21 protein-coding genes are annotated in these 26,752 nt (G+C 69.0%); 12 read left to right on the forward strand and 9 right to left on the reverse strand.

Translation table 11 applies throughout. From position 1 onward, the window contains the following. The first annotated feature begins 84 nt into the window (after positions 1-84). The 3 genes from ABE85_RS23460 (at position 85) to ABE85_RS23470 (ending at position 3,688) form a co-directional block, all read left to right on the forward strand. A complete protein-coding gene (locus tag ABE85_RS23460) occupies positions 85-1,398 on the forward strand; it encodes a tryptophan--tRNA ligase (RefSeq protein WP_067280501.1) in 1,314 nt (437 codons plus the stop codon). A gap of 147 nt (positions 1,399-1,545) precedes the next feature. Continuing rightward, positions 1,546-3,252, forward strand: coding sequence for an AMP-binding protein (locus tag ABE85_RS23465; protein ID WP_067280506.1), 1,707 nt, complete (start codon positions 1,546-1,548; stop codon positions 3,250-3,252). A 34-nt stretch (positions 3,253-3,286) separates the two neighbouring features. Continuing rightward, the gene (locus ABE85_RS23470; RefSeq protein WP_067280511.1) at positions 3,287-3,688 is read left to right on the forward strand and encodes a YkvA family protein; all 402 of its coding nucleotides are present in this window, start codon (positions 3,287-3,289) and stop codon (positions 3,686-3,688) included. 56 nt (positions 3,689-3,744) lie between these two features. On the opposite strand, the gene ABE85_RS23475 is transcribed toward ABE85_RS23470, so the two are convergent. Together ABE85_RS23475 and ABE85_RS23480 are read right to left on the reverse strand one after the other, a co-directional pair. Beyond that, positions 3,745-4,641, reverse strand: a complete 897-nt coding sequence (locus ABE85_RS23475) for a LysR family transcriptional regulator (RefSeq protein WP_310732591.1) — start codon at positions 4,639-4,641, stop codon at positions 3,745-3,747. Between the two features lie 453 nt (positions 4,642-5,094). Continuing rightward, entirely contained in the window at positions 5,095-5,418 is a 324-nt protein-coding gene (locus ABE85_RS23480) for a DUF4148 domain-containing protein (RefSeq protein WP_067280519.1), read from the reverse strand. 322 nt (positions 5,419-5,740) lie between these two features. On the opposite strand from ABE85_RS23480, the gene ABE85_RS23485 reads away from it, so the two are divergent. Together ABE85_RS23485 and ABE85_RS23490 are read left to right on the forward strand one after the other, a co-directional pair. Next, a complete protein-coding gene (locus tag ABE85_RS23485; protein ID WP_067283427.1) occupies positions 5,741-6,409 on the forward strand; it encodes a LysE family translocator in 669 nt (222 codons plus the stop codon). A 79-nt stretch (positions 6,410-6,488) separates the two neighbouring features. Continuing rightward, on the forward strand, positions 6,489-7,832 hold the full coding sequence (locus ABE85_RS23490) for an MFS family transporter (RefSeq protein WP_067280522.1): 1,344 nt from the start codon (positions 6,489-6,491) through the stop codon (positions 7,830-7,832). 214 nt (positions 7,833-8,046) lie between these two features. Here ABE85_RS23490 and ABE85_RS28150 read toward each other — a convergent pair whose 3' ends face one another. The 5 genes from ABE85_RS28150 to ABE85_RS23515 form a co-directional block, all read right to left on the reverse strand. Then, positions 8,047-9,690, reverse strand: a complete 1,644-nt coding sequence (locus tag ABE85_RS28150; RefSeq protein WP_067280526.1) for a SulP family inorganic anion transporter — start codon at positions 9,688-9,690, stop codon at positions 8,047-8,049. A gap of 110 nt (positions 9,691-9,800) precedes the next feature. After that, entirely contained in the window at positions 9,801-10,595 is a 795-nt protein-coding gene (locus tag ABE85_RS28155; RefSeq protein ID WP_067280529.1) for a hypothetical protein, read from the reverse strand. A 137-nt stretch (positions 10,596-10,732) separates the two neighbouring features. Further along, positions 10,733-11,875 carry an HD-GYP domain-containing protein gene (locus ABE85_RS23505; RefSeq protein ID WP_067280532.1) on the reverse strand — a complete coding sequence of 381 codons (1,143 nt, stop codon included), beginning with the start codon at positions 11,873-11,875 and terminating at the stop codon, positions 10,733-10,735. Between the two features lie 202 nt (positions 11,876-12,077). Then, entirely contained in the window at positions 12,078-13,187 is a 1,110-nt protein-coding gene (locus ABE85_RS23510; RefSeq protein ID WP_067280535.1) for an alkene reductase, read from the reverse strand. 86 nt (positions 13,188-13,273) lie between these two features. Beyond that, positions 13,274-13,966, reverse strand: coding sequence for an SDR family oxidoreductase (locus ABE85_RS23515; RefSeq protein ID WP_067280540.1), 693 nt, complete (start codon positions 13,964-13,966; stop codon positions 13,274-13,276). 96 nt (positions 13,967-14,062) lie between these two features. Here ABE85_RS23515 and ABE85_RS23520 point away from each other — a divergent pair, with 96 nt between their 5' ends. Next, positions 14,063-14,974, forward strand: a complete 912-nt coding sequence (locus tag ABE85_RS23520; RefSeq protein WP_067280543.1) for a LysR family transcriptional regulator — start codon at positions 14,063-14,065, stop codon at positions 14,972-14,974. Between the two features lie 13 nt (positions 14,975-14,987). On the opposite strand, the gene ABE85_RS23525 is transcribed toward ABE85_RS23520, so the two are convergent. Both ABE85_RS23525 and ABE85_RS28590 read right to left on the reverse strand, forming a co-directional pair. Beyond that, a complete protein-coding gene (locus ABE85_RS23525) occupies positions 14,988-15,449 on the reverse strand; it encodes a Cd(II)/Pb(II)-responsive transcriptional regulator (protein WP_067280547.1) in 462 nt (153 codons plus the stop codon). 5 nt (positions 15,450-15,454) lie between these two features. Then, complete coding sequence (locus ABE85_RS28590) at positions 15,455-15,703, reverse strand: hypothetical protein (RefSeq protein ID WP_231993170.1); 249 nt, start codon at positions 15,701-15,703, stop codon at positions 15,455-15,457. Between the two features lie 21 nt (positions 15,704-15,724). On the opposite strand from ABE85_RS28590, the gene ABE85_RS23530 reads away from it, so the two are divergent. From ABE85_RS23530 to ABE85_RS23555, 6 genes are all read left to right on the forward strand, one after another. Then, complete coding sequence (locus ABE85_RS23530) at positions 15,725-17,893, forward strand: cation-translocating P-type ATPase (RefSeq protein WP_231993171.1); 2,169 nt, start codon at positions 15,725-15,727, stop codon at positions 17,891-17,893. Between the two features lie 273 nt (positions 17,894-18,166). Beyond that, on the forward strand, positions 18,167-19,708 hold the full coding sequence (locus tag ABE85_RS23535; RefSeq protein ID WP_067280549.1) for a peptide MFS transporter: 1,542 nt from the start codon (positions 18,167-18,169) through the stop codon (positions 19,706-19,708). A gap of 185 nt (positions 19,709-19,893) precedes the next feature. Beyond that, positions 19,894-20,508, forward strand: coding sequence for a hypothetical protein (locus ABE85_RS23540; RefSeq protein ID WP_067280552.1), 615 nt, complete (start codon positions 19,894-19,896; stop codon positions 20,506-20,508). A gap of 186 nt (positions 20,509-20,694) precedes the next feature. After that, positions 20,695-21,891, forward strand: coding sequence for an efflux RND transporter periplasmic adaptor subunit (locus ABE85_RS23545; protein ID WP_067280555.1), 1,197 nt, complete (start codon positions 20,695-20,697; stop codon positions 21,889-21,891). Between the two features lie 18 nt (positions 21,892-21,909). Further along, entirely contained in the window at positions 21,910-25,206 is a 3,297-nt protein-coding gene (locus ABE85_RS23550) for an efflux RND transporter permease subunit (RefSeq protein ID WP_067280558.1), read from the forward strand. After that, positions 25,203-26,642 carry an efflux transporter outer membrane subunit gene (locus ABE85_RS23555; protein ID WP_067280561.1) on the forward strand — a complete coding sequence of 480 codons (1,440 nt, stop codon included), beginning with the start codon at positions 25,203-25,205 and terminating at the stop codon, positions 26,640-26,642. The genes ABE85_RS23550 and ABE85_RS23555 overlap by 4 nt, the downstream gene beginning before the upstream one ends. The last annotated feature ends 110 nt before the right edge of the window (positions 26,643-26,752 follow it).

The following is a 26,752-nucleotide window of genomic DNA, read 5'->3' on the forward strand; positions in this document are numbered from 1 at the left end:
GGCCGGGGCAAGCCCTGTCCCTCCGACGGGGGCCCGCCTTTGCGGGACAATCGCCGTTTTGCGAAACGACGGCGACGAGTTCCCATGACCCTGCGTGTCCTGACCGGCATCACGACCACCGGCACCCTGCACCTCGGCAACTATGTCGGCGCGGTGCGCCGCGCCATCGCGGCCAGCCGCGAGCCCGGCGCCGAGAGCTTCTTCTTCATGGCCGACTACCACGCGCTGATCAAGTGCGACGAGCCGGCCCGCATCGAGGCCTCGCGCCTGCAGATCGCCGCGACCTGGCTGGCCGCCGGCCTGGACACGAGCCGGGTCGTCTTCTACCGCCAGAGCGACATCCCCGAGATCCCCGAGCTGACCTGGCTGCTGACCTGCGTCACGTCCAAGGGCCAGATGAACCGCGCCCATGCGTACAAGGCCTCCGTCGACGCCAACGTCGCCGCGGGCGAGGACCCGGACGCGGGCATCACGATGGGCCTGTACAGCTATCCGATCCTGATGGCCGCGGACATCCTGATGTTCAACGCGCATCGCGTGCCGGTGGGCAAGGACCAGGTCCAGCACATCGAGATGGCGCGCGACGTCGCGCAGCGCTTCAACCACACCTTCAAGACGGAGCTCTTCACGCTGCCCGACGCCAGCGTGGACGAGGAGATGGAGCTGCTGCCCGGCCTGGACGGGCGCAAGATGTCCAAGAGCTACGACAACTCGATCCCGCTGTTCGAAGGCGGCGAGAAGGCGTTGCGCGAGGCGATCTCGAAGATCGTCACCGACTCGCGTCTGCCCGGCGAACCCAAGGAGACCGAGGGCTCGCACCTCGTCCAGATCTACGACGCGTTCGCGACGCCGGAGCAGCGCAAGGCGTTCCGCGCGGCGCTGCAGGCCGGCCTGGCCTGGGGCGAGGCCAAGGACCAGCTGTTCGCCCTGATCAATGCGGAGATCGGCCCGATGCGCGCGAAGTACGAGGCGCTGATGGCCAATCCCGAGAAGATCGAGGAGATCCTGATGGAAGGCGCCGCCAAGGCCCGCGCGATCGCGGGTCCGCTGCTGGCGCAGGCGCGCGAGGCCGTCGGCCTGCGTCGCTTCAAGGCCCTGGCCGCGCCGGTCGTCCAGGCCGTCAAGGCGAAGTCGACCGCGCCGGCGTTCAAGCAGTACCGCGAAGCCGACGGGCTCTTCTACTTCAAGCTGCTCGCGGCCGACGGCACGCTGCTGCTGCAGAGCACCGGCCTGTCGCAAGGCAAGGAAGCCGGGCAGTGGGTCGCCCGGCTCAAGCGCGAAGGCGCGGCGGCGTTGGGCGAGGCGCCGGTGGCCAGGGAGACCGGCGACGACGTGCTGCTGCCCGCGCTGGAGGCGCTCGTGGCCGCCGAGCTGGAAGCCGCCGCGGCGAAGGGCTGAGCCTGCGGCGTTTCGAAAGGAAACCCTGGTTTAGGGTGCCAAGTCGATCACATTCATCGAAGAAACCCGCTCGTTCCGCGAGGTGAGGCGTCGTAGTCTCCGATGTTGATTCCGTCACGATTCAACACCACAACAAGGAGACCACCGATGTCCACGACGACCCGCCTGCCTGCCGACTCCCTGGCGCTGCAACGCCTCTATGCCTGGGAGCTCGACACGCCGGACCGGGTCACGCTGCGCCAGCCCATGGGCGGCGGCGTGGTCAAGGACTTCACCTGGAAAGAGGTCGCCGATCAGGCCCGCCGCATGGCGGCCCACCTGAAGACGCTGGGTCTCGAACAAGGCTGGGAACCCGGCGCCCGCGTCGCCATCCTGTCCAAGAACTGCGCCTGGTGGCTGATGAGCGACCTCGCGATCTGGATGGCCGGCTATGTCAGCGTGCCGCTGTATCCGACGCTCGCGCCCGACACCATCCACCAGATCCTCAGCCACAGCGAAGCCAGGCTGCTGTTCGTCGGCAAGCTCGACGGCTGGGAAGGCATGCGCCCCGGCGTGCCGCTCGGCCTGACCTGCATCTCCTATCCGGTCTCCCCCGACGACGTGCAGGACACCTACGACCACTGGGACGCGATCTGCGCGGAGACCCAGCCGCTCAAGGGCAAGCCCATCCGCGCCGCCGACGACCTGGCCACCATCATCTACACCTCCGGCACGACGGGCACGCCCAAGGGAGTGATGCATTCGTTCGGCAACTTCTCGTGGGCCATCGCCACGGGGCTCAAGCGCATCCCGCTGAGCGAGAGCGATCGCATGCTGTCCTACCTGCCGCTGGCGCACGTCGTCGAACGCGCGCTGGTCGAACACGGCTGGCTCCACACCGGCATGACGGTCTACTTCGCCGAGAGCCTGGACACCTTCGCCGCGGACCTGCAGCGCGCGCGGCCGACGGTGTTCTTCTCCGTGCCGCGGCTGTGGACCAAGTTCCAGCAGGGCGTGCAGGCCAAGCTGCCGCAACCCAAGCTGGATCTGCTGCTCAAGCTGCCCATCGTCGGCAACCTGGTGCGCAAGAAAGTGCTGAAGGCGCTGGGCCTGAACGAGTGCACCTTCGCCGCCGGCGGCGCCGCGCCGATGCCGGTCGCGCTGCTGAAGTGGTACCGCACGCTGGGCCTGTCGATCAACGAGGGCTACGGCATGACCGAGAACCTCGCGCTGTCGCACATCACCGTGCCGGGCCGCGATCAGATCGGCAGCGTCGGTCCCGCCTACGACGGCGTGCAGACGCGGCTGGATCCGATCACCGGCGAGCTGCAGATGAAGAGCCAGGCGCTGATGCTGGGCTACTACAAGCAGCCCGAGCTGACCGCGGAGACGCTCACCGCCGACGGCTGGCTGAAGACCGGCGACAAGGCGGAGATCTCCGACAAGGGCGCGCTCGCCGGCTGCGTGCGCATTACCGGCCGGGTGAAGGACCTGTTCAAGACCAGCAAGGGCAAGTACGTGTCGCCCGCGCCGATCGAGGACCGCCTCTCGACGAACCCCGCCATCGAGGCCTGCGCGGTCACGGGCGCGAACTTCGTGCATCCGGTCGGGATCGCGATGCTCTCGCCCGAGGCCGCCGCGCGCGATCGCGCCGGGCTGGAGAAGGAACTCGCCGAGCATCTGGAGAAGGTCAACGCGCGACTCGATCCGCACGAGCAGCTCGAGTGCCTGATCGTGACGGCGACGCCTTGGACCGTGGACAACGGCCTGATCACGCCGACCTTCAAGGTGCGCCGCAACCGCGTCGACGAGGTCTACGGCCCGCGTCTGGAAAAGTGGATCGCGCAGCGCCGGAAAGTCATCTGGGCCGACTGACGCGGCGCACCGACGGCTGGCGCATGATGGGCGCATGAAACGCGGATCCCTCAAGCGCTGGGCCGCCCTGCTCAAGGGCGAGCTGCTCACCGTCTTCTACGCGGCACGCGATCCGGAGGCGCCTTGGCTGGCGCGCTTCGTGGCGATCGCGGTCGCCGCCTACGCGCTCAGCCCGATCGACCTGATCCCGGACTTCATTCCGGTGCTGGGCCTGCTCGACGATCTGATCCTGGTGCCGCTGGGCTTCTGGCTGGTGCTCCGGCTGATGCCGCCGCAGGTGATCGCACGGGCCCGCCTGCGCGCCGCCGAACAGCGCGGCCGGCTGCCGCGCAACCTCAAGGTCGGCATGGCCATCGTGGTGCTGTGGGTGCTGCTGATGGTGCTGCTCGTCATGTGGCTGATCGGCCGCGGCGGCGCGCCGGCCGGCGTTGTCTGAGCGCGCGCTTCAGTCCGCGCCTGGCCCGCGCTTCAGCCCGCGTCTGAGCCCGGGCTTCAATCCGGACCGAGGCCCTTCTTCGCCAGCGTCTCGGCCACCCACTCGATGAAGACGCGCATGCGCGCCGACACGTAGCGGTTGGGCGAATACACCAGATAGACCGGCACCGCGTTGTGGTGCCACTCGGGGAACAGCGGCACCAGCTCGCCGCTGTCGAGCTGCTCCTGGACCGCGTACTTCGCCAGCTGCACGATGCCCAGGCCCGCGAGCCCGGCCGCCACATAGGCGTTGCTGTCGTTGACGTCCAGCCGTCGACGGCCTTCGACCTCGATGCGTTCGTCGCCGCGGTGGAAGACGAAGGGGAACACGCGTCCGGTCCGCGACGAGAAGTAGCCCACGGCCTGGTGCGGCTCCCGGTCGAGGTCTTCCGGGCTGTCGGGCGTGCCGTGCTTTTCCAGGTAGGCCGGCGACGCGCAGGTGCAGAACTGGATCTGTCCCACCCGACGCGCGACGAGGCCGGCATCCTGCACCGCGCCGACGCGCAGCACGAAGTCGACGTTGTCGACCAGCAGGTCGATCGCGCGGTCGCTGACACCCAGGGCGATCTGGATGTCGGGGTAGCGCTCGTGGAAGTCGCCCAGCGCGGGGATCAGCACCCGCGATCCGGTCAGCGTCGTCACGTCGACGCGCAACCGGCCGCGCGGCTTGCTCTGGTCGTGGAGCATCCCCTGGTCGATGGCCTCGAGCTCGCTCAAGAGGGCCATGGTCCGCTCGTAATAGGCCGCGCCATCCTGCGTGACGGTCACCTTGCGGGTGGTGCGCGTCAGCAGCTGGACCCGCAGCCGCGCTTCCAGCGCCTGCACCAGCCGCGTGAGGCTGGCCTTCGGGAGATCCATCGAGTCGGCCGCCTTGGTGAAGCTGCCGGTTTCCACCACCCGGGCGAACGCCCGCATTTGCACGATCCGGTCCATCCGATGCCCTTGATCAGGCGGCCCGGAAGGGGGACTGCTGGGGGGCCGCGGGGCGATTCTCCGGGATTCCGCACGGTCGTGCGCGTTGCGCGCCCATTTCCCGGGTCACGAGCCGTGTCGGGCTGCTTCGAGCCGGTTTGGGCGGAAGGCGGATGAATATGCCGGTCCAGTCCTTTGAATATCCGTCAGGTATCCTCAGGCGCGAATACTTAGTCCGCGCTTAAGCAAAAGAAAACCCCCTCGGCGAGCAGTGGCTCATCCGAGGGGGTATAGGCGGTCGATGACGGACAGGAGGGAGGAGTGCGGAGAACCGCCACCGACCAGGGCCGGAGCCCTTGACCTCAAAAAGTGCTCTCTACCAATCTATTGTTCGAGTTCTCTCTCAGGGGGTTGCTTGCAGGCGGGTATCAGGAACGGGAATCAGGAATCCGGGAATCAGCGACCAGCCACCGCGGTCGCCGGGGCGCTGCCGCCGAACTTCTTCACCAGCGTCGCGTAGTAGGGCGAGGTGCGCAGTTCGGCGTACCTGGCCTTGGCGGCGTCGCGGCGGGCGTTGTCGTAGCCGTAGGTTTCCGACTGCTCGACGGCGGCCAGGCCGGACTCGCGGTAGATCTCCAGGTCAGCCAGCACTTCGGCGCGGCTCACGGCGCTCGCGGTGTTGACGGGCTGGGTGTGCGGGTTGTCGTTGGCCATCGCGCTGCCGGCCACCAGGGCGGCGGAAGCGAACAGGACGGAAGCCAGGATGTTCTTGGAGGTCATGATCTTTCCTTTCAGATTCGGTCCCAGGGCAACAGCGAAGGGGCACGGGGTGGATGATTCGGCCCGTCGATTGCGCCAGGGATTCAATCCGGTGCCGTTTTGAAATCCGCCGGTTGCCCGGAGGTTTCAAGTCGTCGCCTGGTGGAGATTCCTTGAAGCGGTTTCGATGTGTCGATGGGATGAACTATGAACCATAAGGGTTCACCCTTAAATCTATTCCTCCGCAACAGTCCGTTGAAAAGATCGGAACAATCACTGCGCGCATATCGCGCGGTTCGCTCAAGGGGCGGGCATGATGTCGGCCTTTCGGGAGATGACTTCGATGCTTGGCACCCACGATCTCGGCCTCTTCATCGCCTCGGGCCTGCTGCTCAACATGACGCCGGGGCCGGACTCGCTGCTGATCATGGCGCGCAGCGCCACGCAGGGCTTCCGCGCCGGTTCGGCCGCGGCGCTCGGCATCGGCGCCGGCACCTGCGTCCACATCCTGGCGGCGGCGCTGGGACTGTCGGCCCTCATCTCCGCGTCGACGGCGGCGTTCACCGTGGTGAAGCTGCTCGGCGCGGCTTACCTGGTCTACCTGGGCGCCGGCATGCTGTTCAAGCGTCGCGCCGCCGGGTCCCGTGCAGAGGCGCAGCGCCAGGGTGAAGACCTGACCCCGCCGCCTGCGGCGCCGCTGCGGAAGATCTTCGCGCAGGGTTTCCTCACCAACGTGCTCAATCCCAAGGTCGGGCTGTTCTTCCTGGCCTTCGTCCCGCAGTTCATCTCGGCCGATGCGCCGAGCAAGGCGGCGGCGTTCCTGTTCCTGGGCGCCGTCTTCAACGTGAACGGGATGCTGTGGTGCCACCTGCTCGCCTGGTCGGGCGCCGTGGCGGGGGCCCGCGCGCGTGGGCAGGGGTGGGCGCGCGCACTGGGGCGATGGCTTAACCGCGGCATCGGCGCGCTGTTCCTGGCCTTCGGCGTGCGACTGGCGATGGCGGAGATGGCTTGAGCGGTCATGCGGTGCGCGTGGCGTTCGGTTTGTCCGAACCGCGCCTGCGGGTTTTCCATCGCGGGAGTAGGCTTCCGCCATGACTGCCAAGACCCCACCCATTTCCGGCGGCTCGACGCCGGCGTCCGGCGTTCCCGGGCACTACACCGCGCATGAGAAGCGCGACCGCATCTTTGCCATCGTCGGCGCGTCGTCCGGCAACCTGGTCGAGTGGTTCGACTTCTACGTCTACGCGTTCACGTCGATCTACTTCGCCCACGCGTTCTTCCCGAAGGGCGATCCGACGGTACAGCTGCTCAACACGGCGGGCGTGTTCGCGGCGGGTTTCCTGATGCGGCCGATCGGCGGCTGGCTGTTCGGCCGGATCGCCGACCGCAAGGGCCGCAAGACGGCCATGATGATCTCGGTGCTGATGATGTGCGGCGGCTCGCTGGCCATCGCCTGCATGCCGACCTACGAGACCATCGGCGTGCTGGCGCCGGCGCTGCTGCTGGCGGCGCGGCTGTTCCAGGGCCTGTCCGTCGGCGGCGAGTACGGCACCAGCGCCACCTACATGAGCGAGGTCGCGCTGCACGGCCAGCGCGGCTTCTATGCGTCCTTCCAGTACGTGACGCTCATCGGCGGCCAGTTGCTGGCGGTGCTGGTCGTGGCGATCCTGGAGCAGACGCTGACCGACGCGCAGATGCACGACTGGGGCTGGCGCATCCCGTTCGCGGCGGGCGCCGCGACGGCGGTGATCGCCTTCTACCTGCGCCGCTCGCTGGCCGAGACGGCGAAGGCGGAGCAGCTCGACCGCAAGGAGTCGGGCTCGATGCGCGAGCTGTTCGGCAAGCACATGCGTTCGTTCCTGATCGTGCTGGGTTTCACCGCGGGCGGGTCGCTGGCGTTCTACACGTACACGACCTACATGCAGAAGTACCTGGTGCTGAGCGTGGGCATGGACAAGAAGGTGGCGAGCACGGTGATGACGGCGGCGCTGTTCGTCTACATGTGCATGCAGCCGCTGTTCGGCGCGCTGTCGGACCGCATCGGGCGGCGGACGTCGATGCTGTGGTTCGGCATCCTGGGCGCGCTGTGCACCTGGCCCATCCTGTCGGCGCTCAAGGGCGTGCAGAGCCCGTATGCGGCGTTCGGACTGATCATCCTGGCGATGGCGATCGTCTCGCTGTACACCTCGATCGGCGGGCTGATCAAGGCGGAGATGTTCCCGCCGGAGATCCGCGCGCTGGGCGTGGGCCTGTCGTATGCGATCGGCAACGCGATCTTCGGCGGCTCGGCGGAGTTCGTCGCGCTGAGCCTCAAGGCCGCGAACGTCGAAAGCGCGTTCTACGTCTACGTCTCGGTCATGTGCTTCTTCGCGTTCCTCGTCTGCTTCCTGATCCCCGACCTGCGCAAGCATGGGCATCTGAACGAGGTGCATTGAGGGCCCTGCTTGTTTGATCGATTGCTCTTTCGGACCAGCAGGCGTTCCGCCTAGACTGTTTATCGACGGTCAAGCGCAGCGCGTGTAGAGGTCTCCGCAAGGAGGCAGCCCTGAATGGGTGGGATCCTTGAAGCTGGGGGCCGTCGCCAACTCTCGAATGCCGCACTCAGATGCGGCATTCCGCTTTTCAGAGATACGAAGTCGGAGAGAACCGTCAGGAAGAATCGCTCATCCCCAGATGATGGGACAGGTACATCCTCCCGCGGAACCATGACTCCCAGCCGCTGGCCTTCAGCCGGTCGAGCACCGGCCCCTTGACCTCGCTGAGGTCGAGGCGCCGGCCCTGGCGCTCCAGCGTCTCGTGCAGCTCCTTCAGCGCGCTGAGGCCGCTGAAGTCGATGCTGTTGACCGGCGACATCTGCAGCAGCACGCGGCGCGTGGTCGGATGCGTGTCGAGGTGGGCCTGGACGACGTCGGCCAGGCTGCGGCCGTTGAGGAACAGCAGGCTTTCATCGATGCGCAGGCCCAGCACTTCCGGGTCGAGCTCGACATGGTGGCGCTCGAAGTTGCGGTAATGCTCGGTGCCGGGAATGCGGCCGATCAGCGCGACGTGCGGCCGGGCGCTGCGCTGCAGCAGCAGCGCGATCGCGCTGGCCACGCCCAGGCCCAGCGCCGCGGTGATGCCGACGAAAATCACCAGCAGCGTTACCGCCGTCATGAGCAGGGCCTCGGCGCGGTCGTAGCGCCAGGCGTCGGCATAGGGACCGAATTTCAAGCCCGACAGCACCGCGACCATGATGCTCGCCGCCAGCACCGGCTTGGGCACCCAGGCCAGCAGCGGCGACATCGTCACCAGCACCAGGCCCATCATCGCGGCGACGAAGACGCCGGTCATGCGCGTGCGGCTGCCCGCGTCGCTCATCAGCACGCTGCGCGAGAAGCTCGCCGCCGCCGGCATGCCGCCCGAGATCGCCGCGGCCAGATTGGCGACGGACAGGCCCATCAGCTCGCGCCGCGCGTCGACGCGTTGACCGACCCGGCGTGCCAGCGATTCCGCCACCGCGAGGCTGGAGACATAGCCCAGCAGTCCGATCAGCGCGGCGCCCGGGAGCATCGTGGTCCAGAGCTCGGCGTCGAGCCGCGGGGGCGTGAAGACCAGCGCCAGCGGCGGCAGCTCGCCCACGCGCGGCAGTCCTTGCGGATCCCAGCCCCACGCGACGCCGATGCCGATCAACAGCACGGCCAGCGGCGCGATCCGGGAGATGAAGCCCTTCGGCAGTCGCCGCACGATGACCAGCGCCAGCAGCGAGACGACGCCGAACAGCGCCGCGACGCCGCGCCAGTCGAAGCCGTGCGCCGACAGCGAGCGCCACAGGTCCGGCACCGTGCCGCCGGTCGCCGCCGAGCCGATCAGCACCGGCAGCTGGCTGGCGGCGATGGCGATCGTCGCGCCCGATTCGAAGCCGTGCAGCACCGGCACGGAGAGCAGCGCGGCCAGCGCGTGCAGCCGCAGCAGCGCCGCCGCGCCCAGGAACAGGCCGACCTCGGCGGACAGCACCAGCGCGGCCTCGCTCGGGCTGACGCCGGCGGGCGCCAGCTGCAGGGTCTGCATGATCATCAGCGCCAGCACCGCGACCGGGCCGATGTTGAGGAAGGGGCTGGAGCCCAGGGCCGCGTAGAACAGGGGCGGCAGCAGGCTCGCGTAGAGGCCCACCTGCGGCGGCAGTCCCGCGAGCATCGCGTAGGCCAGGCTCTGTGGAATCAGGAGCACGCTGACCACCACGGCGGCGACGAGATCGTCGCGCAGGGCGTCGCGCAGATAGGGCCGGAAGGCGGCGGGGGAGGGCAGCATCGGCATGGAGGGAGGCTGCAGGAGCAGCGCGCGGCAGTATAGGTGCCCCCTCCCCTGCGGCTGCGGCAGCCCGGGCGCCTGCCGGCCTCGCCTCGCCTCGCCTCGCCCATAGGCGCTCAGAGGATCGGCGATCCGGAGGGGCCGTCGGGCGGCACGCGCGGCAGTGGCGGCGTCCGGGGCTCCAGCAAATCGATCGACAGCCGCAGCGTCAGCTCCTCGCCGCGCGGCAGCGGCAAGAGCCGTGGCGTGTCCGGTGTCATCAGCCGGAGCTGGACGGAGCTCCGCGTCGGATGGCGCTCGAAGCTCAAGGTGTCCATCGGCCGCTCGCCGCGCAGCAGCACGATGCGCCCGCCGGCGCCGCTCAGCGAGGCGATGCCGCACCACGGATCGCGCCGCTCCGCGTGATCGCGGCCGGTGAGCTTCACCACGTCGAGGGAGTCGTCCAGCCACGCGGCGTCGGCGAAGTCTTCCGGGAAATTCAGCAGCCACCCGAGCCGCGCCGGCATCGGCATGCGGCTCAGGTTGCGGACCGACAGGCTCCAGTCGAGCCGGTGCTCGTCCAGCTGCAGTGTCTGGCTCGCCTGGAAGCCCCAGGTGCCCGGCGACGGGCTGCGCGGATGCAGCATCAGCGTGATCGCGTCTGGCGTCTGTTGCGTGATGCGCCAGGGCTCGTCGAAGGCGCCCGGGTCCGGAACCAGGTGCGCGATCTCCTCGGGCACCTGCGACGGCGGCGCCAGTCTCACGGCACCGCCCCCGACCAGCTTGCCCCGCTCGATCAGCAGCGGACGCAGCCACGGGTCGCGACCGCCGTTGCCGCTCTCCCCCAGCCAGCGCAGACGCCCGCCGCGCTCCGGCGCGATCACCGCGCGCCAGCGCCCCGATTTCAGTTCGACGACTTGACCCACATGCATCCCCCATGTCCAAAAGCGGCGGAGTCTGCGCGCCGGGGCACGGGGTCGGGTTTACCGAAACAGGGATGGATCCTTGCAAGTCTGATGCATCGAGGTGGATCAGCTGCAAGGCTTTGCAGAGCGCCCCTCCGGGGGCGCTACGCGCTGGCGATCAGCGCCGCGATGCGCTCGTCGGACAGGCGGATCGGCGAGGCGTGCGCAGGCAGCAGGGCGACCACGGCGTGGTCATCGCGGCTGCTGTCGCGCAGCACCGGGGTCTGCCGCGGCTCGCCGTTGGCGTTGGTCAAGGCCGACACCACCGGGCGGTGCGCCTTGTCGCCGTTGCGCACGACCAGCCCGACCTCGCCGCTGGCCAGCCGCACGAGACTGCCCGGCGGGAAGATGCCGAAGGACTTGATCAGCGCCGCCGCCAGCGGACTCTGCGCCGCCATCTGGTGGAGCTCGCGCCCCGCCTGTGCCGCGCTCATCGCGGGGCGGTTCGCCCGGCTGCTCAGACGCGCGGTGTAGACGTCGGCGTAGCGCAGCATCTCGGCCAGCTCGCCGACGTCGCCGATGCCGTGCGGGTAGCCGCGGCCGTCCGGCGTCTCGTGGTGCTGCAGCACGGCTTCCAGCCAGTCCGGATCGTCGATGCCGGCAGCGCTCAGCATCTCGACGCTGCGGATCGGGTGCTCGTTGATGGCCTCGCGCTGCATCGCCGTCAGCGGCGAGACCTGGCTGGACAGCCGCGCCTGCAGGTCCAGCATGCCCAGGTTCATCGTCAGCGCGGCCTGGAAGGCCCGTCGCTGATCGTCCGGGCCCCAGCCCAGATAACGGGCCGCCGCGTGGCAGGCCGTGGCTGCATGCAAGGAATGCGTAACGCCGTAGTGCCCGCTGGTGGATTCAGGCTGTCGTACCACCTGTGAGAGTGCGACCTCCGGCGAGCTGTCGATCAAGGTCAGCATCAGCGCCGTCGCGCCGTCGATCGCCCCGGCCATGCGGTCGGGCGTGGCGGACAGCGCGTTGCGCACGTCCTGCATGCCGCGGTCCCACTCCTCGGGGAGCCGGTCGCGCAGGTAGGCGGCGGAGCGCGTCGGCGCGGGCGTCGTCTGCCGCGCCGACTCGGCCAGTTCGCTGGCGTCGACCAGCGCGCCGCGACGCATCAGCGCCTCGAGCTGCGCCGCGTCGGCGATCACCTGCCCGCGCGCGAGCAGGAGCGTCCGGTCGGTGTCCCGCACGCTGAAGGCGAGCGGCTGACCGAGGACGATCCGGTTCTTGACCGATGACAGTGAACAGACACGCATGACAGACGTGAAGAGCGGAAGGGAAGCCGGCCGCGTTCGACATGTCTTGAAGTTGTAACGCGGGCGGCCCGGACTCTACATCGTCCGTTCGGGCCCCGGACTGAACTGTCCGGGCGTCCCCTCTTCCTTGCGGGGGGTGGCAACGCCCACTCCGTCACGAATCTGCGCCTGGTTCGCGCCCGGGTCGCCGAACTGCCGGCCGTCAGGCGGCGACGGTCGCGCTCGCGATCGCTGCCGGGTAGTCGCTGTAGCCCACCGCAGTGCCGCCGAAGAGGGCGTCGCCGTCGAAGTCCGCGAGGGGCAGGTCTTGCGCCAGTCGCGCCGGCAGGTCCGGATTGGCGATGAACGCACGTCCGAACGCGACGAGATCCACCAGCCCCGAGGCCAGCAGCGATTGGGCACGTGCGGCGTCGTAGCCGCCCGCGACGATGATCCGGCCGCGGTAGGCCTCGCGCAGCGCGTGGCGGAAATCCTCGGGCACCTGCGGCGCATCGTCCCAGTCCGCCTCGGCCAGATGGAGGAAGCCGACACCCCGGCGGGACAGCTCTCCGGCGGCCTGCAGGATGGTCGGGATGATGTCCGGGCAGTCCATGTTGCGCGCGGTGATGAAGGGCGCCATGCGCACGCCGATGCGTGCCGGCTCCACCTCGGCCGCCACGGCCTCCACTACTTCCAGCAGGAAGCGGATCCGGTTGTCGCGGGAACCGCCGTATTCGTCCTCGCGGTGGTTGGAGGTGGTGCGCAGGAACTGGTCGATCAGGTAGCCGTTGGCGCCATGGATCTCCACGCCGTCGAAACCGGCGCGCATCGCGTTGGCCGCGGCGCGGCGGAAGTCGCCGACGACGTCGCGGATCTCGTCGCGCGACAGCGCGCGCGGGACGGGGCAGTCGACCATGCGGCCGACGCCGTCCTCGCCGACGATCCAGACCCGCGCCTCGGGCGACAGCGCGGACGGCGCGACCGGCAGTCCGCCGTCGTGGAAGACCGGATGGGACATCCGGCCGACGTGCCACAGCTGCAGCACCATGCGGCCGCCGGCGCGGCGCACCGCGCGGGTGACGAGCTGCCAGCCCGCGACCTGCTCCTCGCTGTGGATGCCGGGCGTGAAGCTGTAGCCCTGCCCCTGCGGCGAGATCTGCGTGGCTTCGCTGACGATCAGCGCGGCGCTTGCGCGTTGCGCGTAGTACTCGGCCATCAGCGCGTTGGGCACGTTGCCGGGCTGCGTGCTGCGGGCGCGGGTCATCGGCGCCATCACGACGCGATGGGGCAGCGTCAGCGGGCCGAGGGAGGTCGGGGTGAAGAGATCGGTCATGGGGGTCCTTGAGGAAGCGTTGGCCCTGGAAGCCTCGGTCGCGGAGGCTTCGGTCGTGGAAGCGTCGGTCGCGTCGCCGGGGTGGCTCACTGGATGAGGGCGCCGCCGTCGATGTCGATGACGGCACCGGTGACGAAGGGGTTGTCGATGACGAACAGATAGCCGGCCGCGAGGTCCTGCGGGCGACCCGCGCGGCCGGCGGGCAGGGTCGCGGCGGCCTTGGCCAGCATCGCGTCGCGCGCGGCCGCCGGCAGCCCGGCGTGGGCCTCGGTATCGGTCAGTCCGGGGCTGACGACATTGACGCGCAGCGGTGCCAGTTCGCGCGCCAGCACCTTGGCGCTGGCCTCGATGGCCGCGTTCATCGCGGTCTTGACGACGGTGCCGGGCGTGGCGCGTCGCGCCAGGAAGCCCGAGGTGAAGGTCAGCGTGCCGCCCGGACGCAAACGGCCGGCGGCCGCGCGGGCCACCGCGATCGCGCCCCAGAACTTGACGTCGAACGCCGCCTTCGCGGCGGCCAGGTCCATCGAGGCGACCGGGCCGCCCGGTGCTTGCGATCCGGCGGTGACGACGATGTGGTCCACCGGTCCGATCTCGGCGAGGAAGGCCTCGACAGCCGCCGGATCGGCGACGTCCAGACCGGTCGACCGGCCCGCGACGATGACGCGGCCCGGGCGTGTCCGGAGCGCGTCGGCCACGGCGCGACCGATGCCGGAGGTGCCGCCGAAGACGACGCTGACGGTGTCCGCCGTGAAGGCAGAGGATGCGGGCTGGGTGTCCATGCTTGTTCCACGCTGTTTGATGGTTGTCAGTGTGGAATCGATGGAGCCGCCGTTGAGGTAGCTGGCAGGCGAGGCTTTTTCAAAGAAAATCGAACAATGACCCGGATCGCCGAACTCGAACTGCTGGTGCGCATCGCCGATCTCGGCAACCTCACGGCGGCCGCGAAGGTTCTGGACTGGTCGCCCGCCGCGGCGAGCGCCGCGCTCAAGCGCATGGAGGAACAGCTGGGCTTCCCGCTGTTCGTGCGGAGCACCCGCAGCCTGCGGCTGTCGGCAGAAGGCCAGCGCTACCTGCCGCATGCGCGCGCCGCCTTGCGCGCGTTGACCGATGGCCGGGATGAGGCGCTCGCGGGGCGTGAGGCGCTGAGCGGCGAGTTGCATCTGACGGTGCCGTCGGACCTGGGCCGCCATGTGCTGCTGCCGTGGCTGGAGCAGTTCCAGGAGCGCCACCCGGCGCTGACCTTGCGACTGCAGGTCGGCGATCCGCTCACCGACCTGCTGCGTCGTCCGGTCGACGCCGCCGTCCGCTACGGCCAACCGGCCAGCGGGTCCCAGGTCGCGTTGCCGCTGCTGCCGGACAGCCGCCGCGTGCTGGTGGCCGCGCCGCATTACCTCGCGCTGCACGGGATGCCCGCATCGCCCGAAGACATGCCGCGACACGAGGCGCTGCGTTATCTCTTTGCCGGCGAGGTGCCCTCGCACTGGCCGGTGGAGATCGCCGGTGAACACGTCGCGTTGCCGCTCTCGGGACGTCGCGTCGCCGACGACGGGGAGGTCGTCAAGCGCTGGGCGTTGGCGGGCCTGGGGCTGGCCTACAAGTCGTGGCCGGACGTGGCCCAGGAACTGGCCAGCGGCCAGCTGGTCCACGTCAACCCACACTGGCGCGGCGATGCGGCGCCGCTGAACCTGATCGTGCCCGGTCGGGCGCAGCTCTCACCAGCGCTGCGTCTGGTCCGGGACGAACTCAGCCGACGGCTGGAAGAGTTCGCACGGGCCATGCCGCGCTGACGGACGGCGAGGGTCAGGTCACGCTTCGCTGCGACACCGGCGCTGCGCCATCCGGGTGACACGCGCAGGCCTCGCCGTGCGCGGCGGACACGAGTTCTTCGAGGATGCCGCAGGCGTGGTGGTCGTGGTCCGCGTCGCAGCGTTTCTGCAGCGCGACCAGCTGTGCCTCGAGCGCCCGCATGCTCTGCAGCCGGGCGCGGACCTTGCCGAGCTGCGATGCCACCAGCACGTCGACCTTGACGAGTTCCTCCGGATCGTGCGTCTCCAGGCTGTCCAGCAGCAGCGTGACGTCCGCCAGCGACATGTCCAGCGCTCGGCAGTGCCGGATGAACGCCAGCCGCTCCAGGTGCGCATGGGCGTAGTCGCGGTAGCCGTTGTCGCTGCGCGCGGGCGGAGGCAGCAGGCCGCTCTTCTCGTAGAAGCGGATGGTCTCGATGTCCACGCCGGTGGACTTGCTCAGTTCGCCGATTCGCATGCCGATCAGGATAGCCGCTTGACCTTGGAGCGGCTACAGACTATCCAATTCACCCCATGGCCCATCAGGAACACGATCACCGCCCCGCCGCGCCCGAGTCCGCCGCCACGTCCTGTGGTGCATGCTGCGGTCATTCCGCCGAGCTCGCGCCACCGGCGCCCGCGCCGGCCGTCGCGCCCGCACATCGCCATGCCGGTCACGATCATGGACAGGAGCATGCCCATGCTCACGACCACGACCACGACCACGCGCATGGCGCGTCTTGCGCGGCGCCCGTGGCGAAGTCGCCGGCACCGACGGTCGAGGAACTCACCGGCACCACGCGCCAGCGCTACTTCATCGCCGGCATGGATTGCCCGACCGAGGAAGGCCTGCTGCGCAAGCAGCTGCAAGGCAGGGACGGCGTGGTGGCGTTGGAGTTCGACCTGATCAACCGCCTGCTCGACGTGCACCACCGCCTGCCCGACGACGCGCCGCTGCGCGCGGCGATCCACGCCGTCGGCATGAGCGCCGAGCCCATCGAAGCCGAAGCGCCGCCACCCGTCCCTCCGCCGGCGATCTCGTCCAGCCTGAAGTGGCGCATGGCGGTCGCCGGCGTGGCCGCGATCGCGGCGGAAACGCTCGCGTTCTCCGGCGTCGACGAGTCCGGTCCGCTGGTGATCGCGCTGTCGGTCGCGACCATGCTGCTCGGCGGTCTGCCGACGCTGCGCAAGGGCTGGATCGCGCTGAAGAGCGTGACGCTCAACATCCACCTGCTGATGAGCCTGGCGGTCATCGGCGCGATCGTGCTCGGCCAGTGGCCCGAGGCGGCGATGGTGGTGTGGCTGTTCGGCCTGTCCGAGATGATGGAGAGCCTCAGCCTGGCTCGTGCTCGCGATGCGATCCGCGCGCTGACGCAGCTCGCGCCGGAGACGGCGCAGGTGCAAGGCGCCGACGGCCGCTGGATGCCGGTACCCGCAGCCGACGTGGCGATCGGCGCGAAGGTCCGGATCCCTCCGGGCGAGCGCGTGCCGCTCGACGGCCGTCTGCTCACGGGCCGCTCCAGCCTGAACGAGGCCGCCCTGACCGGCGAGGCCATGCCGGTCGACAAGGCGCCCGGCGACGCGCTGCTGGCCGGCAGCATCAACGGCGACGGCCTGCTCGAAATGACGGTCACCGCCGGCAAGGGTCACACGCTGCTCGACCGCATGGCCTCCGCCGTGCAGCAGGCGCAGTCGCAGCGCGCGCCGACGCAGGCCTTCATCGACCGCTTCGCCCGCGTGTACACGCCGGCGGTGGTGCTGGTGGCCGTCGCGCTGGCGGTGCTGCCGCCGCTGCTGGGCTTCGGAACGTGGAACGACTGGATCTACAAGGGTCTGGTCCTGCTCGTGATCGCTTGCCCCTGTGCGCTGGTGATCTCCACGCCGGTGACGGTGGTCAGCGGCCTGGCCTCGGCGGCGCGAAGAGGCATCCTGATCAAGGGCGGGCTCTACCTGGAGCGCGCCCGGCAACTGAAGACACTGGCCTTCGACAAGACCGGCACGCTGACCGAAGGCAAGCCGCAACTGGCGGCGGTGCAGCCGCTGTACCCGTCGGTGAACGCCGACCAGGCGCTGCATCTGGCCGCGCGGCTCGACGCCGGCAGCACGCACCCGCTGGCGCAGGCGATCGTCGCGGCGCACGCGCAGCGCGTGAGCTCCGCGCTGGAGCCGGTCGATCACCTGCAGAACCTGCCCGGCCTGGGACTGACCGCGCAGCTGGACGGCGCTGAATTCGCGCTCGGCAACGAGCGGCTGGCCGAGCAGCGCGGTGCCGTCGACGACGACGCCCGCAACGCCGCCCGCGCGCTGCAGGCGCAGGGCCACACGTTGGTCTGGCTGATGCGTGGCGCGCAGACGCTGGCCTTGCTGGCGCTGTCGGACACGCCGAGACCCGAAGCCGCCGAAGTGCTGAAGACACTGCGCGCGCGCGGCCTGTCGCTGACGATGCTCAGCGGCGACCAGCGCCCGAGTGCCGTCGCGATGGCGGGCCGGCTCGGCATGCCGGAGGACGCGGTGCGCGCGCCGCTGCTGCCGCAGGACAAGCTCGACGCGATCGCGAAGCTCGCCGACGAGCAGGGCCCGGTCGCGATGATCGGCGACGGTGTCAACGACGCCCCGGCGCTGGCGCGCGCCGACATCGCGATCGCGATGGGCGCCGCGGGCAGCGCGACCGCGCTGGAGACCGCCGACATCGCGCTGATGCAGGACGACCTGCGCAAGCTGCCCGAGCTGATCGACCTGTCCGAGCGCGTGGCGACGGTGTTGAAGCAGAACATCGTCGTGGCGCTGGGCCTGAAGGCGATCGTGGCGGCGCTGACGCTGGCGGGCATCGGCTCCCTGTGGCTGGCGGTGCTGGCCGACGCGGGCGCGAGCCTGCTGGTGGTACTCAACGGCCTGCGGCTGCTGCGCGAAGAGCGCCCCTGAACGCGGCGTCCGAAGCCGCCGTCGACGTGTGCGGACGGCCCTGGGAAGGGGCTTCGCACCTAGGGTGAGCCCTAATGCCGACGGGGCGGTTGAGGCTGACCTTTCGCTGACAATGGCGCCGCCTGCCGCTGGCGGGCCCCGAGGGATCGATCGATCCGGGGCCTGGACCAGCGGCAAACGCGTTCTGATCCCTGGAACGCGGTTTCCCGTGACCCGGAGCGCCGGGTCATTGATTCCTCAGCGATCCACCAGCGATCGATCACGGAGCGTCGTTTGAACACAATTCAAACTCCCGGAGCGCGGCAGACCATCCTCGGCCAGCCCAACAGCCTGTTCGTCCTGTTCTTCACCGAAATGTGGGAACGGTTCTCCTACTACGGCATGCGGGCGCTGCTCGTGCTGTACCTGATCTCCGAGGCCACCAAGGGCGGCTGGGGCTGGACGCGCGAGGAGGCGACCAGCCTCTACGGCACGTACACGATGCTGGTGTACCTGACGCCGATCATCGGCGGCTACATCGCGGACCGCTTCCTGGGCACGCGGCGCTCGGTGGTGCTGGGCGGCTTCATCATCGCGGCGGGTCACATCGCACTGTTCTTCGACACCAAGGCGACCTTCTACGTCGGCCTGGGTCTGGTGATCCTGGGCACGGGCCTGTTCAAGCCGAACATCTCGGCCATCGTCGGCCAGCTCTACAACAAGGACAACGAAGGCCAGCGCGACGGCGGCTACACGCTGTTCTACATGGGCGTGAACGCGGGGGCCTTCTTCGGCATCTCGCTGTGCGGCTACATCGGCGAGAAGATCGGCTGGCACTACGGTTTCGGCCTGGCGGCGGTCTTCATGATCCTGGGCGCGCTGCAGTTCTGGCTGGCGCAAGGCATCTTCGGCGACATCGGCGGCGTGCCGAGCAAGAACGCCCCGCTGGTGGACGCGAGCGAGCCGCTGGACGACACGCCCGCCCACATCGTGCGTGACCGCCTGATCGCGATCGGCGTGTTCTCCTTCTTCACGATCTTCTTCTGGTTCGCCTTCGAGCAGGCCGGCGGCTCGATGACCATCTTCGCGGCGGACTACACCGACCGCGCGCTGGTGGGCACGAGCGGGCTGGTCTTCAAGATCGTCAACTCGCTGATGACGCTGATCCCGGTGGCGATCCTGAGCTGGCTGCTGATCAAGCTGGGCCGCAGCACCGAGGGTCTCTACAAGGCGTCCAACGCCCTGCTCGCGCTGGCGCTGGCGGTGATCTGGGGCCTGTCGCTGTGGATGCTGGGCCGCGAGTTCGCGCTGGAGCAATCGGAGATTCCGGCCACCTGGTTCGGCGTGCTGAACTCCTTCTTCCTGGTGATCCTGGCGCCGATGTTCAGCAAGATGTGGGAACGTCGCTGGAACCCGAGCGGTCCGGTGAAGTTCGGCGTCGGCCTGGTGCTGCTGGGCCTGGGCTTCGCGGCGCTGTCGTACGGCGCGTCGGGCATCCCGGCGGGTGCGAAGACGGCGCAGGTCAGCATGGTCTTCCTGACGCTGGCCTACCTGCTGCACACGATGGGCGAGCTGTGCCTGTCGCCGGTCGGCCTGTCCTACATCTCGAAGCTGGCGCCGGCGCGTCTGCTGGGCCTGATGTTCGGCGTCTGGTTCGTCAACGCCGCGATCGCCAACAAGATCGCCGGCATGACGGGCTCGTACATCGACGCGATCTCGTCGACGTATTCGATGTCCACCTTCTTCCTCATCTTCACCATCGTCCCCGCGGGCGCCGGCCTGCTGCTGATGCTGCTCAGCCCGGTGATGAAGAAGCTGATGCACGGCGTGCATTGAGCGGAGGCGCTCAGCGCCTTCCAGGAATCGATCAAACCCGGGCCCCGCCCGGGTTTTTTCTTGGCCGCGGTTCTGTCCGTGGTTCTGCCCGTCGTTTGAAATAGGATCTCTCTCTGGCCGGAGCAAAGGCCCGCTCTTTCAAGCGCCATCGTCGGCGATCGACGTGACTCGATCCGAGTGCGCTCATGACTTTCCAGATCCTTCTTCCCGCCACGCTGCAGCCCTTCGGGCATGCGCTGGTCCAGTCGCTGTTCCAGTCGGAGCGGGATGTGTTCCCGAAAGGCATCACCGTCCTGGTGCAAGGCGAAGTGCTGGCTTTTCCCAGTCGCGTCTACTGCCCACCGGACCGGCTGCAAGCCGTCGTGGACCACGCAACGGGCGATGCCCGCAGACTCGCGCTCTGCTTCGGCACCCGTCATCACGACGGGCACATCCGCGAGGCTTGCCTGAGGCAACTCGGCGTCATGGATCCGCCGTGGGTGATCCCGTTCTTCGTCCAGCTCCTCGGGGAGTACGTGGTCGAGATCGCCGAGGTCGTCGCCGAGGCGATCGCGAGCGCGGACCGGGCGGAACTCGCCGCTTTCGTGGCGGGCAACCCGGGCTTCATGGCGACGACGCGGCGCAGGGTCCTCAGCTACTGGGACTGTTACTACCGGGACCGCTGGAGCACGGTGACGGTGTATCCCGCCATGGCGGCCCTGAATGCCATCGAACGGAGTGCCGCGGGTGAAGCGATGTCCGGGGGCGCGAAGCCCCACTCCGGCGTCCTTGCCCAATCCTCCGAACCCCCACCCTCCTGACGTTTTCCGGCAGTGTCTCCAACGAGACTTGCTCACAACCTTGCCCAGGCAGTCAATCGTTTCCAAGAAGCCCTCCGGCAAAGGGACAGGTATTGCCTGAGGCACTGGAAGCCTTTTCATGTACCGCGTACATTCCGCCGCACGCTGCGGTGCAACAGATGCCGTGGGCGTTTTCGGGAGTGATGCATGGCTGGACCTTCTTTCAATCGCAACGCCGTCGCCGGCGCCCTGGTGGCGCTGCTGTTGACCGCCTGTGGACAACAGGATCAACAACAACAGCAGCATGGCGGCCCCCCGCCCGTGACGGTCGCCCCGGCGATCGCGCGCGAAGTCCAGGACTTCGATGAATTCACCGCGCGCCTGGAAGCGCCGGACACCGTCGAGATCCGCGCCCGTGTCGCCGGAACACTCGACAAGGTCCACTTCCGCGAGGGCCAGGTGGTCAAGAAGGGCGACCCGCTCTTCACCATCGATCCGCGTCCGTTCCAGGCCGAGGTCGCCCGCGCCGAGGCCCAGGCCGCCGCCGCCCGCACCGCCGCCGACCTGAGCAAGTCCGACCTGGGCCGTGCCGAGAAGCTCGTCGCCATCCAGGGCGTCAGCCAGCAGGAGATCGACCAGCTCAAGGCCGCCGTCCGCAACAACGAGGCCAACATCCGCGCCGCGGAAGCCGCCGTGACGCAGGCCAAGCTGAACGTCGAGTTCACCCAGGTCCGCGCCCCGGTCACCGGCCGCAGCTCGCGCGCCAACGTGACGCCCGGCAACCTCGTCAACATCGGCGAGCCGGTGCTGACCACCGTCGTCTCCAGCGACAAGGTCTACGCCTACTTCGACGCCAGCGAGGCGACCTTCCTGAAGTACGCCGCCGCCGCCCGCGCCGGCGGCGCCAAGCGCGAGCAGGCCAACAAGATCCGCCTGGGCCTGGCCAACGAGCAGGGCTACCCGCACGAAGGCCACATGGACTTCGTCGACAACCGCCTGAATCCGGCCACCGCCACCATCCGCGGCCGCGCCGTCTTCGACAACAAGGACGGGCTGTTCACCCCGGGCCTGTTCGCGCGCGTCCGCCTGGAAGGCACCGGCTCCTACAACGCCACGCTGATCCCCGACCGCGCCATCGGCACCGACCAGGCCAACAAGGTCGTGATGATCGTCGGCGCCAACAACATCGTGGCGCCCCGTCCGGTCCAGGCCGGCGCGCTGTTCGACGGCTACCGCGTGGTCCAGGGCGTCAAGCCCGGCGAGCTCGTGATCATCGACGGCCTCCAGCATGCGATGCCCGGCGCGCCGGTCACGCCGCAGCAGGCCAAGCTCGACGACAAGGGACGCCCCGTCGCCGCGCCGCAGGGCGCCGCCTCCGCCGCTCCCGCCGCGTCGTCGAAGTAACCCGACGCGAGGCCGTCCATGGATATCTCACGCTTCTTCATCGAGCGGCCGCGCTTTGCGTCGGTCCTCTCGATCTTCATCTTCCTGGTGGGCCTGCTGGCGATCTTCCGGCTGCCCATCTCCGAGTACCCCGAGGTCGCGCCGCCGCAGGTCGTCGTGCGCGCCCAGTTCCCCGGCGCCAACCCGCGCGTGATCTCCGAGACGGTGGCGACGCCGCTCGAGGAACAGATCAACGGGCTGGAAAACGTCCTGTACTTCGACAGCCAGGCCACCGCCGACGGCGGCATGACGCTGACGGTCACCTTCAAGATCGGCACCAACCCGGAAGCCGCGGAAACGGCGGTCCAGAACCGCATCAACCGCGCGCTGCCGCGCCTGCCCGACATCGTCCGGCAGATCGGCGTGACGACCGAGAAGTCCAGTCCCAACCTGACCATGGTCGTCCACATGGTCAGCCCGGACAACAGCCGCGACGCGCTGTACCTGCGCAACTACGCGCAGCTGCAGGTCCGCGACGAGCTGCTGCGCGTGCAGGGCATGGGCTCGGTGCAGGTCTTCGGCTCCGGCGACTACGCGATGCGCGTCTGGCTGGACCCGGCCAAGCTGGCCGGCCGCGGCCTGACCGCCTCCGACGTCACCAACGCCATCCGTGAGCAGAACACGCAGGTCGCGGCCGGTGTCGTCGGCGCGCCGCCGGCGCCCAAGGGCACCGACTTCCAGCTGCAGATCAACACGCAGGGCCGCCTCGTCACCGAGGAAGAGTTCGCCGACGTCATCATCCGCACCGACACCGCCACAGGCGGCCTGGTCCGGGTGCGCGACGTGGGCCGCGTCGAGATGGGCCCCGGCACCTACGCGCTGCGCAGCCTGCTGAACAACAAGGAAGCGGTCGGTATCGGCATCTTCCAGGCCCCGCAGTCCAACGCGCTGAACATCTCCAAGGATGTGCGCGCGACGATGGACCGCCTGAAGGAAAGCTTCCCGGCCGGCGTCAGCTACGACATCGTCTACGACCCGACGCGCTTCGTCGCCACGTCCATCGAGAAGGTGATCCACACCCTGATCGAGGCCGTGCTGCTGGTCGTGCTGGTGGTGATCATCTTCCTGCAGACCTGGCGCGCGTCCATCATCCCGCTGCTGGCCGTGCCGGTGTCCATCGTGGGCACGTTCGCGGTGCTGCTGCTGCTGGGCTACTCGATCAACACGCTGACGCTGTTCGGGCTGGTGCTCGCCATCGGCATCGTGGTCGACGATGCGATCGTGGTGGTCGAGAACGTCGAGCGCAACCTCGAGGACGGCCTCACGCCGCATGCCGCGACGGTCAAGGCGATGCAGGAGGTCTCCGGGCCCATCATCGCGATCGCGCTGGTGCTGTGCGCGGTGTTCATCCCGCTGACCTTCGTCCCGGGCCTGTCGGGCCAGTTCTATCGCCAGTTCGCGGTCACGATCGCGATCTCGACGGTGATCTCGGCGTTCAACTCGCTGACCCTGTCGCCCGCCATGGCGGCCTTGCTGCTGCGTCCCCACGACGCGCCCAAGGACCCGATCATGAAGGTGATGGACAAGCTGTTCGGCCGGTTCTTCCACTGGTTCAACTGCTTCTTCCAGCGCCGCAGCGACGGCTACAGCCGCGGCGTCACCGGCATCCTCAAGCGCAAGGGCGGCGCGCTGGTCGTCTACGCGATCCTGCTGGGCCTGACCGCGCTGCTGTTCACGCGCATCCCGTCGGGCTTCGTGCCGGCGCCGGACAAGCAGTACCTGATCGGCATCGCGCAGCTGCCGGCCGGCGCCACGCTGGACCGCACCGAAGAGGTCATCCGGCGCATGAGCGACATCGCGCTGAAGGTGCCCGGCATCCGCGACTCGATCGCCTTCCCGGGCCTGTCGATCGCCGGCTTCTCGGCCGCGCCCAACGAAGGCATCGTGTTCTTCGGCCTGGACGAATTCGAGAACCGGACCTCCGCCGAGACTTCCAAGGACGCGATCCTGGGCAAGGTCAACGGCGCGATCCAGCAGATCCAGGGCGCGCGCATGTTCGTCGTGCCGCCGCCGGCGGTGGACGGCCTGGGCAACGCGGGCGGCTTCAAGGTGCAGGTGCAGGACCGCTCCGGCCTCGGCGAGCAGGCGCTCTACGGCGCCGTCTGGGGCACGCTGGGTCCGATCTACGGCGACCCGAAGAGCGGCATCGGCACGCCGTACTCGACCTACGACATCAACGTCCCCCAGCTCTTCGCCCACGTCGACCGGGTGAAGGCCAAGCAGATGGGCGTGAAGCTGCAGGACATCTACGACACGCTGCAGATCAACCTCGGCTCGCTGTACGTCAACGACTTCAGCCGCTTCGGCAAGACCTACCAGGTGATCGTGCAGGCGGATGCGGCCTTCCGCTCCAACGCCGGCAGCATCACCGACCTGAAGACGCGCAACGAGAAGAACGAGATGGTGCCGCTGGGCGCGCTGATGAACGTCGATCCGACCTTCGGACCGACGCGCGTGACGCGCTACAACGGCTTCCCGAGCGCGGACATCAACGGCGCGGCCAAGCCCGGTTTCTCCAGCGGCCAGGCCGAGGCGGAGATCGAGAAGCGCCTGAAGAACCTGCCGCGCGGCATGACCTACGAGTGGACGGAGCTGACCTACCAGGACCGGCTGACCCGCGACATCAAGGTCGGCGGCTTCGCGATCCCGACGCTGGGCGCGGTGCTGGCGATCTCGGTGCTGCTGGTGGTGCTGGTCCTCGCGGCCCAGTACGAAAGCTGGTCGCTGCCGCTGGCCATCATCCTGATCGTGCCGATGTGCATCCTGTCCGCGCTCTTCGGCGTGTGGCTGTCGCACTTCCCGCCGTTCGCGCAGGCCGGGGATCTCAACATCTTCTCGCAGGTGGCGCTGGTGGTGCTGGTCGGGCTGGCGTGCAAGAACGCGATCCTGATCGTCGAGTTCGCGAAGGAACTCGAGGAGCGCGGCGAAGCGCTGCACGACGCGATCATCCACGCCTGCCGCATGCGGCTGCGTCCCATCCTGATGACCTCGATCGCGTTCTGCGCGGGCGTCATCCCGCTGATCCTGGGCTCCGGCGCGGGCAGCGAGATGCGTCGCGCGATGGGCATCGCGGTGTTCTCGGGCATGGTCGGGGTGACGCTGTTCGGCATCTTCCTGACGCCGGTGTTCTACGCGCTGCTGCGCAAGAGCACCGAGAAGAAGCGCGCCCACGCGGCCGAGCTGCGTCATCAGATCGATGCCGCCGCCCATCCGTTCCATCCGGGCGTCGATGACGCCGATCCGCCCAAGGGCAGCCCGGCCAAGGGGGGCGCATGATGTTCTTCCGAGTCTCTCTGATGGCCGCCGCGGCGGCCGCGACGGTGGCGCTCACGGGCTGCTCGACGGCCCCGGCGCCGAAGAAGTCCGAAGTGCCTCTGGCGAATGGCTTCGCCAACGCGCCGCAAGGTGACGGCGCCACGCTGGCGCAGGCGCCGGTGGGCCGCTTCTGGCAGGGCTTCAACGACAGCGGGCTGGACTCGCTGGTGAACCGCGCGCTGCAGGCCAACACGGACCTGCGCATCGCGTCGGCCAACCTGCGCGAAGCGCGGGCGCTGTCGCGCTTCGCCGATGCGCAGCTGTTTCCGACCGTCGACCTGACGGCCGGGGCCGGCCGCGTCCGCGCGCCGGACTCCCAAGGCAATCCGCAGAGCAACAACGCGTTCTCGGTCGGCTTCGACGTGCGGTGGGAGGCCGACCTGTTCGGTCGCCTGTCCGACGAGCGTCGCGCCACCGCGGCCGAGTTGCTGGCCGGCGAAGCGGGCCTGCGTTCGGCGCAGGTCAGCGTCGCGGCGGAGATCGCGCGCAACTACTTCGAGCTGCGCGGTCTGCAGGAGCAACTGCGCGTCGCCCAGCAATCGCTGGAGACGCAGCAGGGCGCGCTGAAGCTGGTGGCGGGTCGCCAGGAAGCGGGTCGCGGCAACGGCTTCGACACCGAGCGCGCCCGCGCGCTGGTGCAGAGCACGGCGGCCACGATTCCCGCGCTGGAGATGGCGCTGGCGCGCACGCGCTACCGCCTCGCGGTGCTGACGGGCCAGCCGCCGACGGCGCTCGACGTGGAGCTGTCCGACGTCAAGCCGCTGCCGGGTCTGAAGACGATCGCGCTGGACCGCATCGGCACGCCCGAGGACCTGCTGCGTCGTCGTCCGGACGTGCGCGCGGCCGAAGCGCAGGCGGCCGCGGCCGCGGCGCGTGTTGGCGTGGCGCGTTCGGCCATGTTCCCGCGCATCACGCTGGGCGGCACGATCGGCCAGAACGCGACGCGCATCGGCGACCTGGGCGATGGTCCGGCGTATGCCTACAACCTCGGCGCGCAGCTGGTGTGGAACCTGATCGACTTCGGTCGCATCCGTGCCCAGATCGCGGCGGCGGATGCCCGCAACGAGGCGGCCTTCATCAGCTACGAGCGCACCGTGCTCGCCGCGCTGGAGGAGACCGAAGGGGCGCTGGTGACCTACAACCGCAGCCAGCAGCAGGCGCAGGCCTTGTTCGACGCGGCGGTGTCGGCGGAGCGCGCGGCCAACATCGCGCGCGAACGCTTCAAGGTCGGCATCAGCGATTTCCTCGCGGTGCTGGACGCGGAGCGTGAGCTGCTGACGGCGCGCAACCAGCTGGCGCAATCGCAGACGGCGGCGGCGACTTCGCTGGTCGGCGTCTACAAGGCGCTGGCGGGCGGCATCGATGCCGAGGCGCCCGCGCCGACGGCCATGCGCTGAGGCTGCTTCGCTGTGATGACGAAAAAGGGGCTTCGGCCCCTTTTTCTTTGCGCACTCACCACCCGGACCTAAACTGTCAAGAGAACTGTAAACTTGACCCGAAGAATCGG

It is taken from the genome of Mitsuaria sp. 7, from assembly GCF_001653795.1.
Lineage (GTDB): Bacteria > Pseudomonadota > Gammaproteobacteria > Burkholderiales > Burkholderiaceae_C > Roseateles.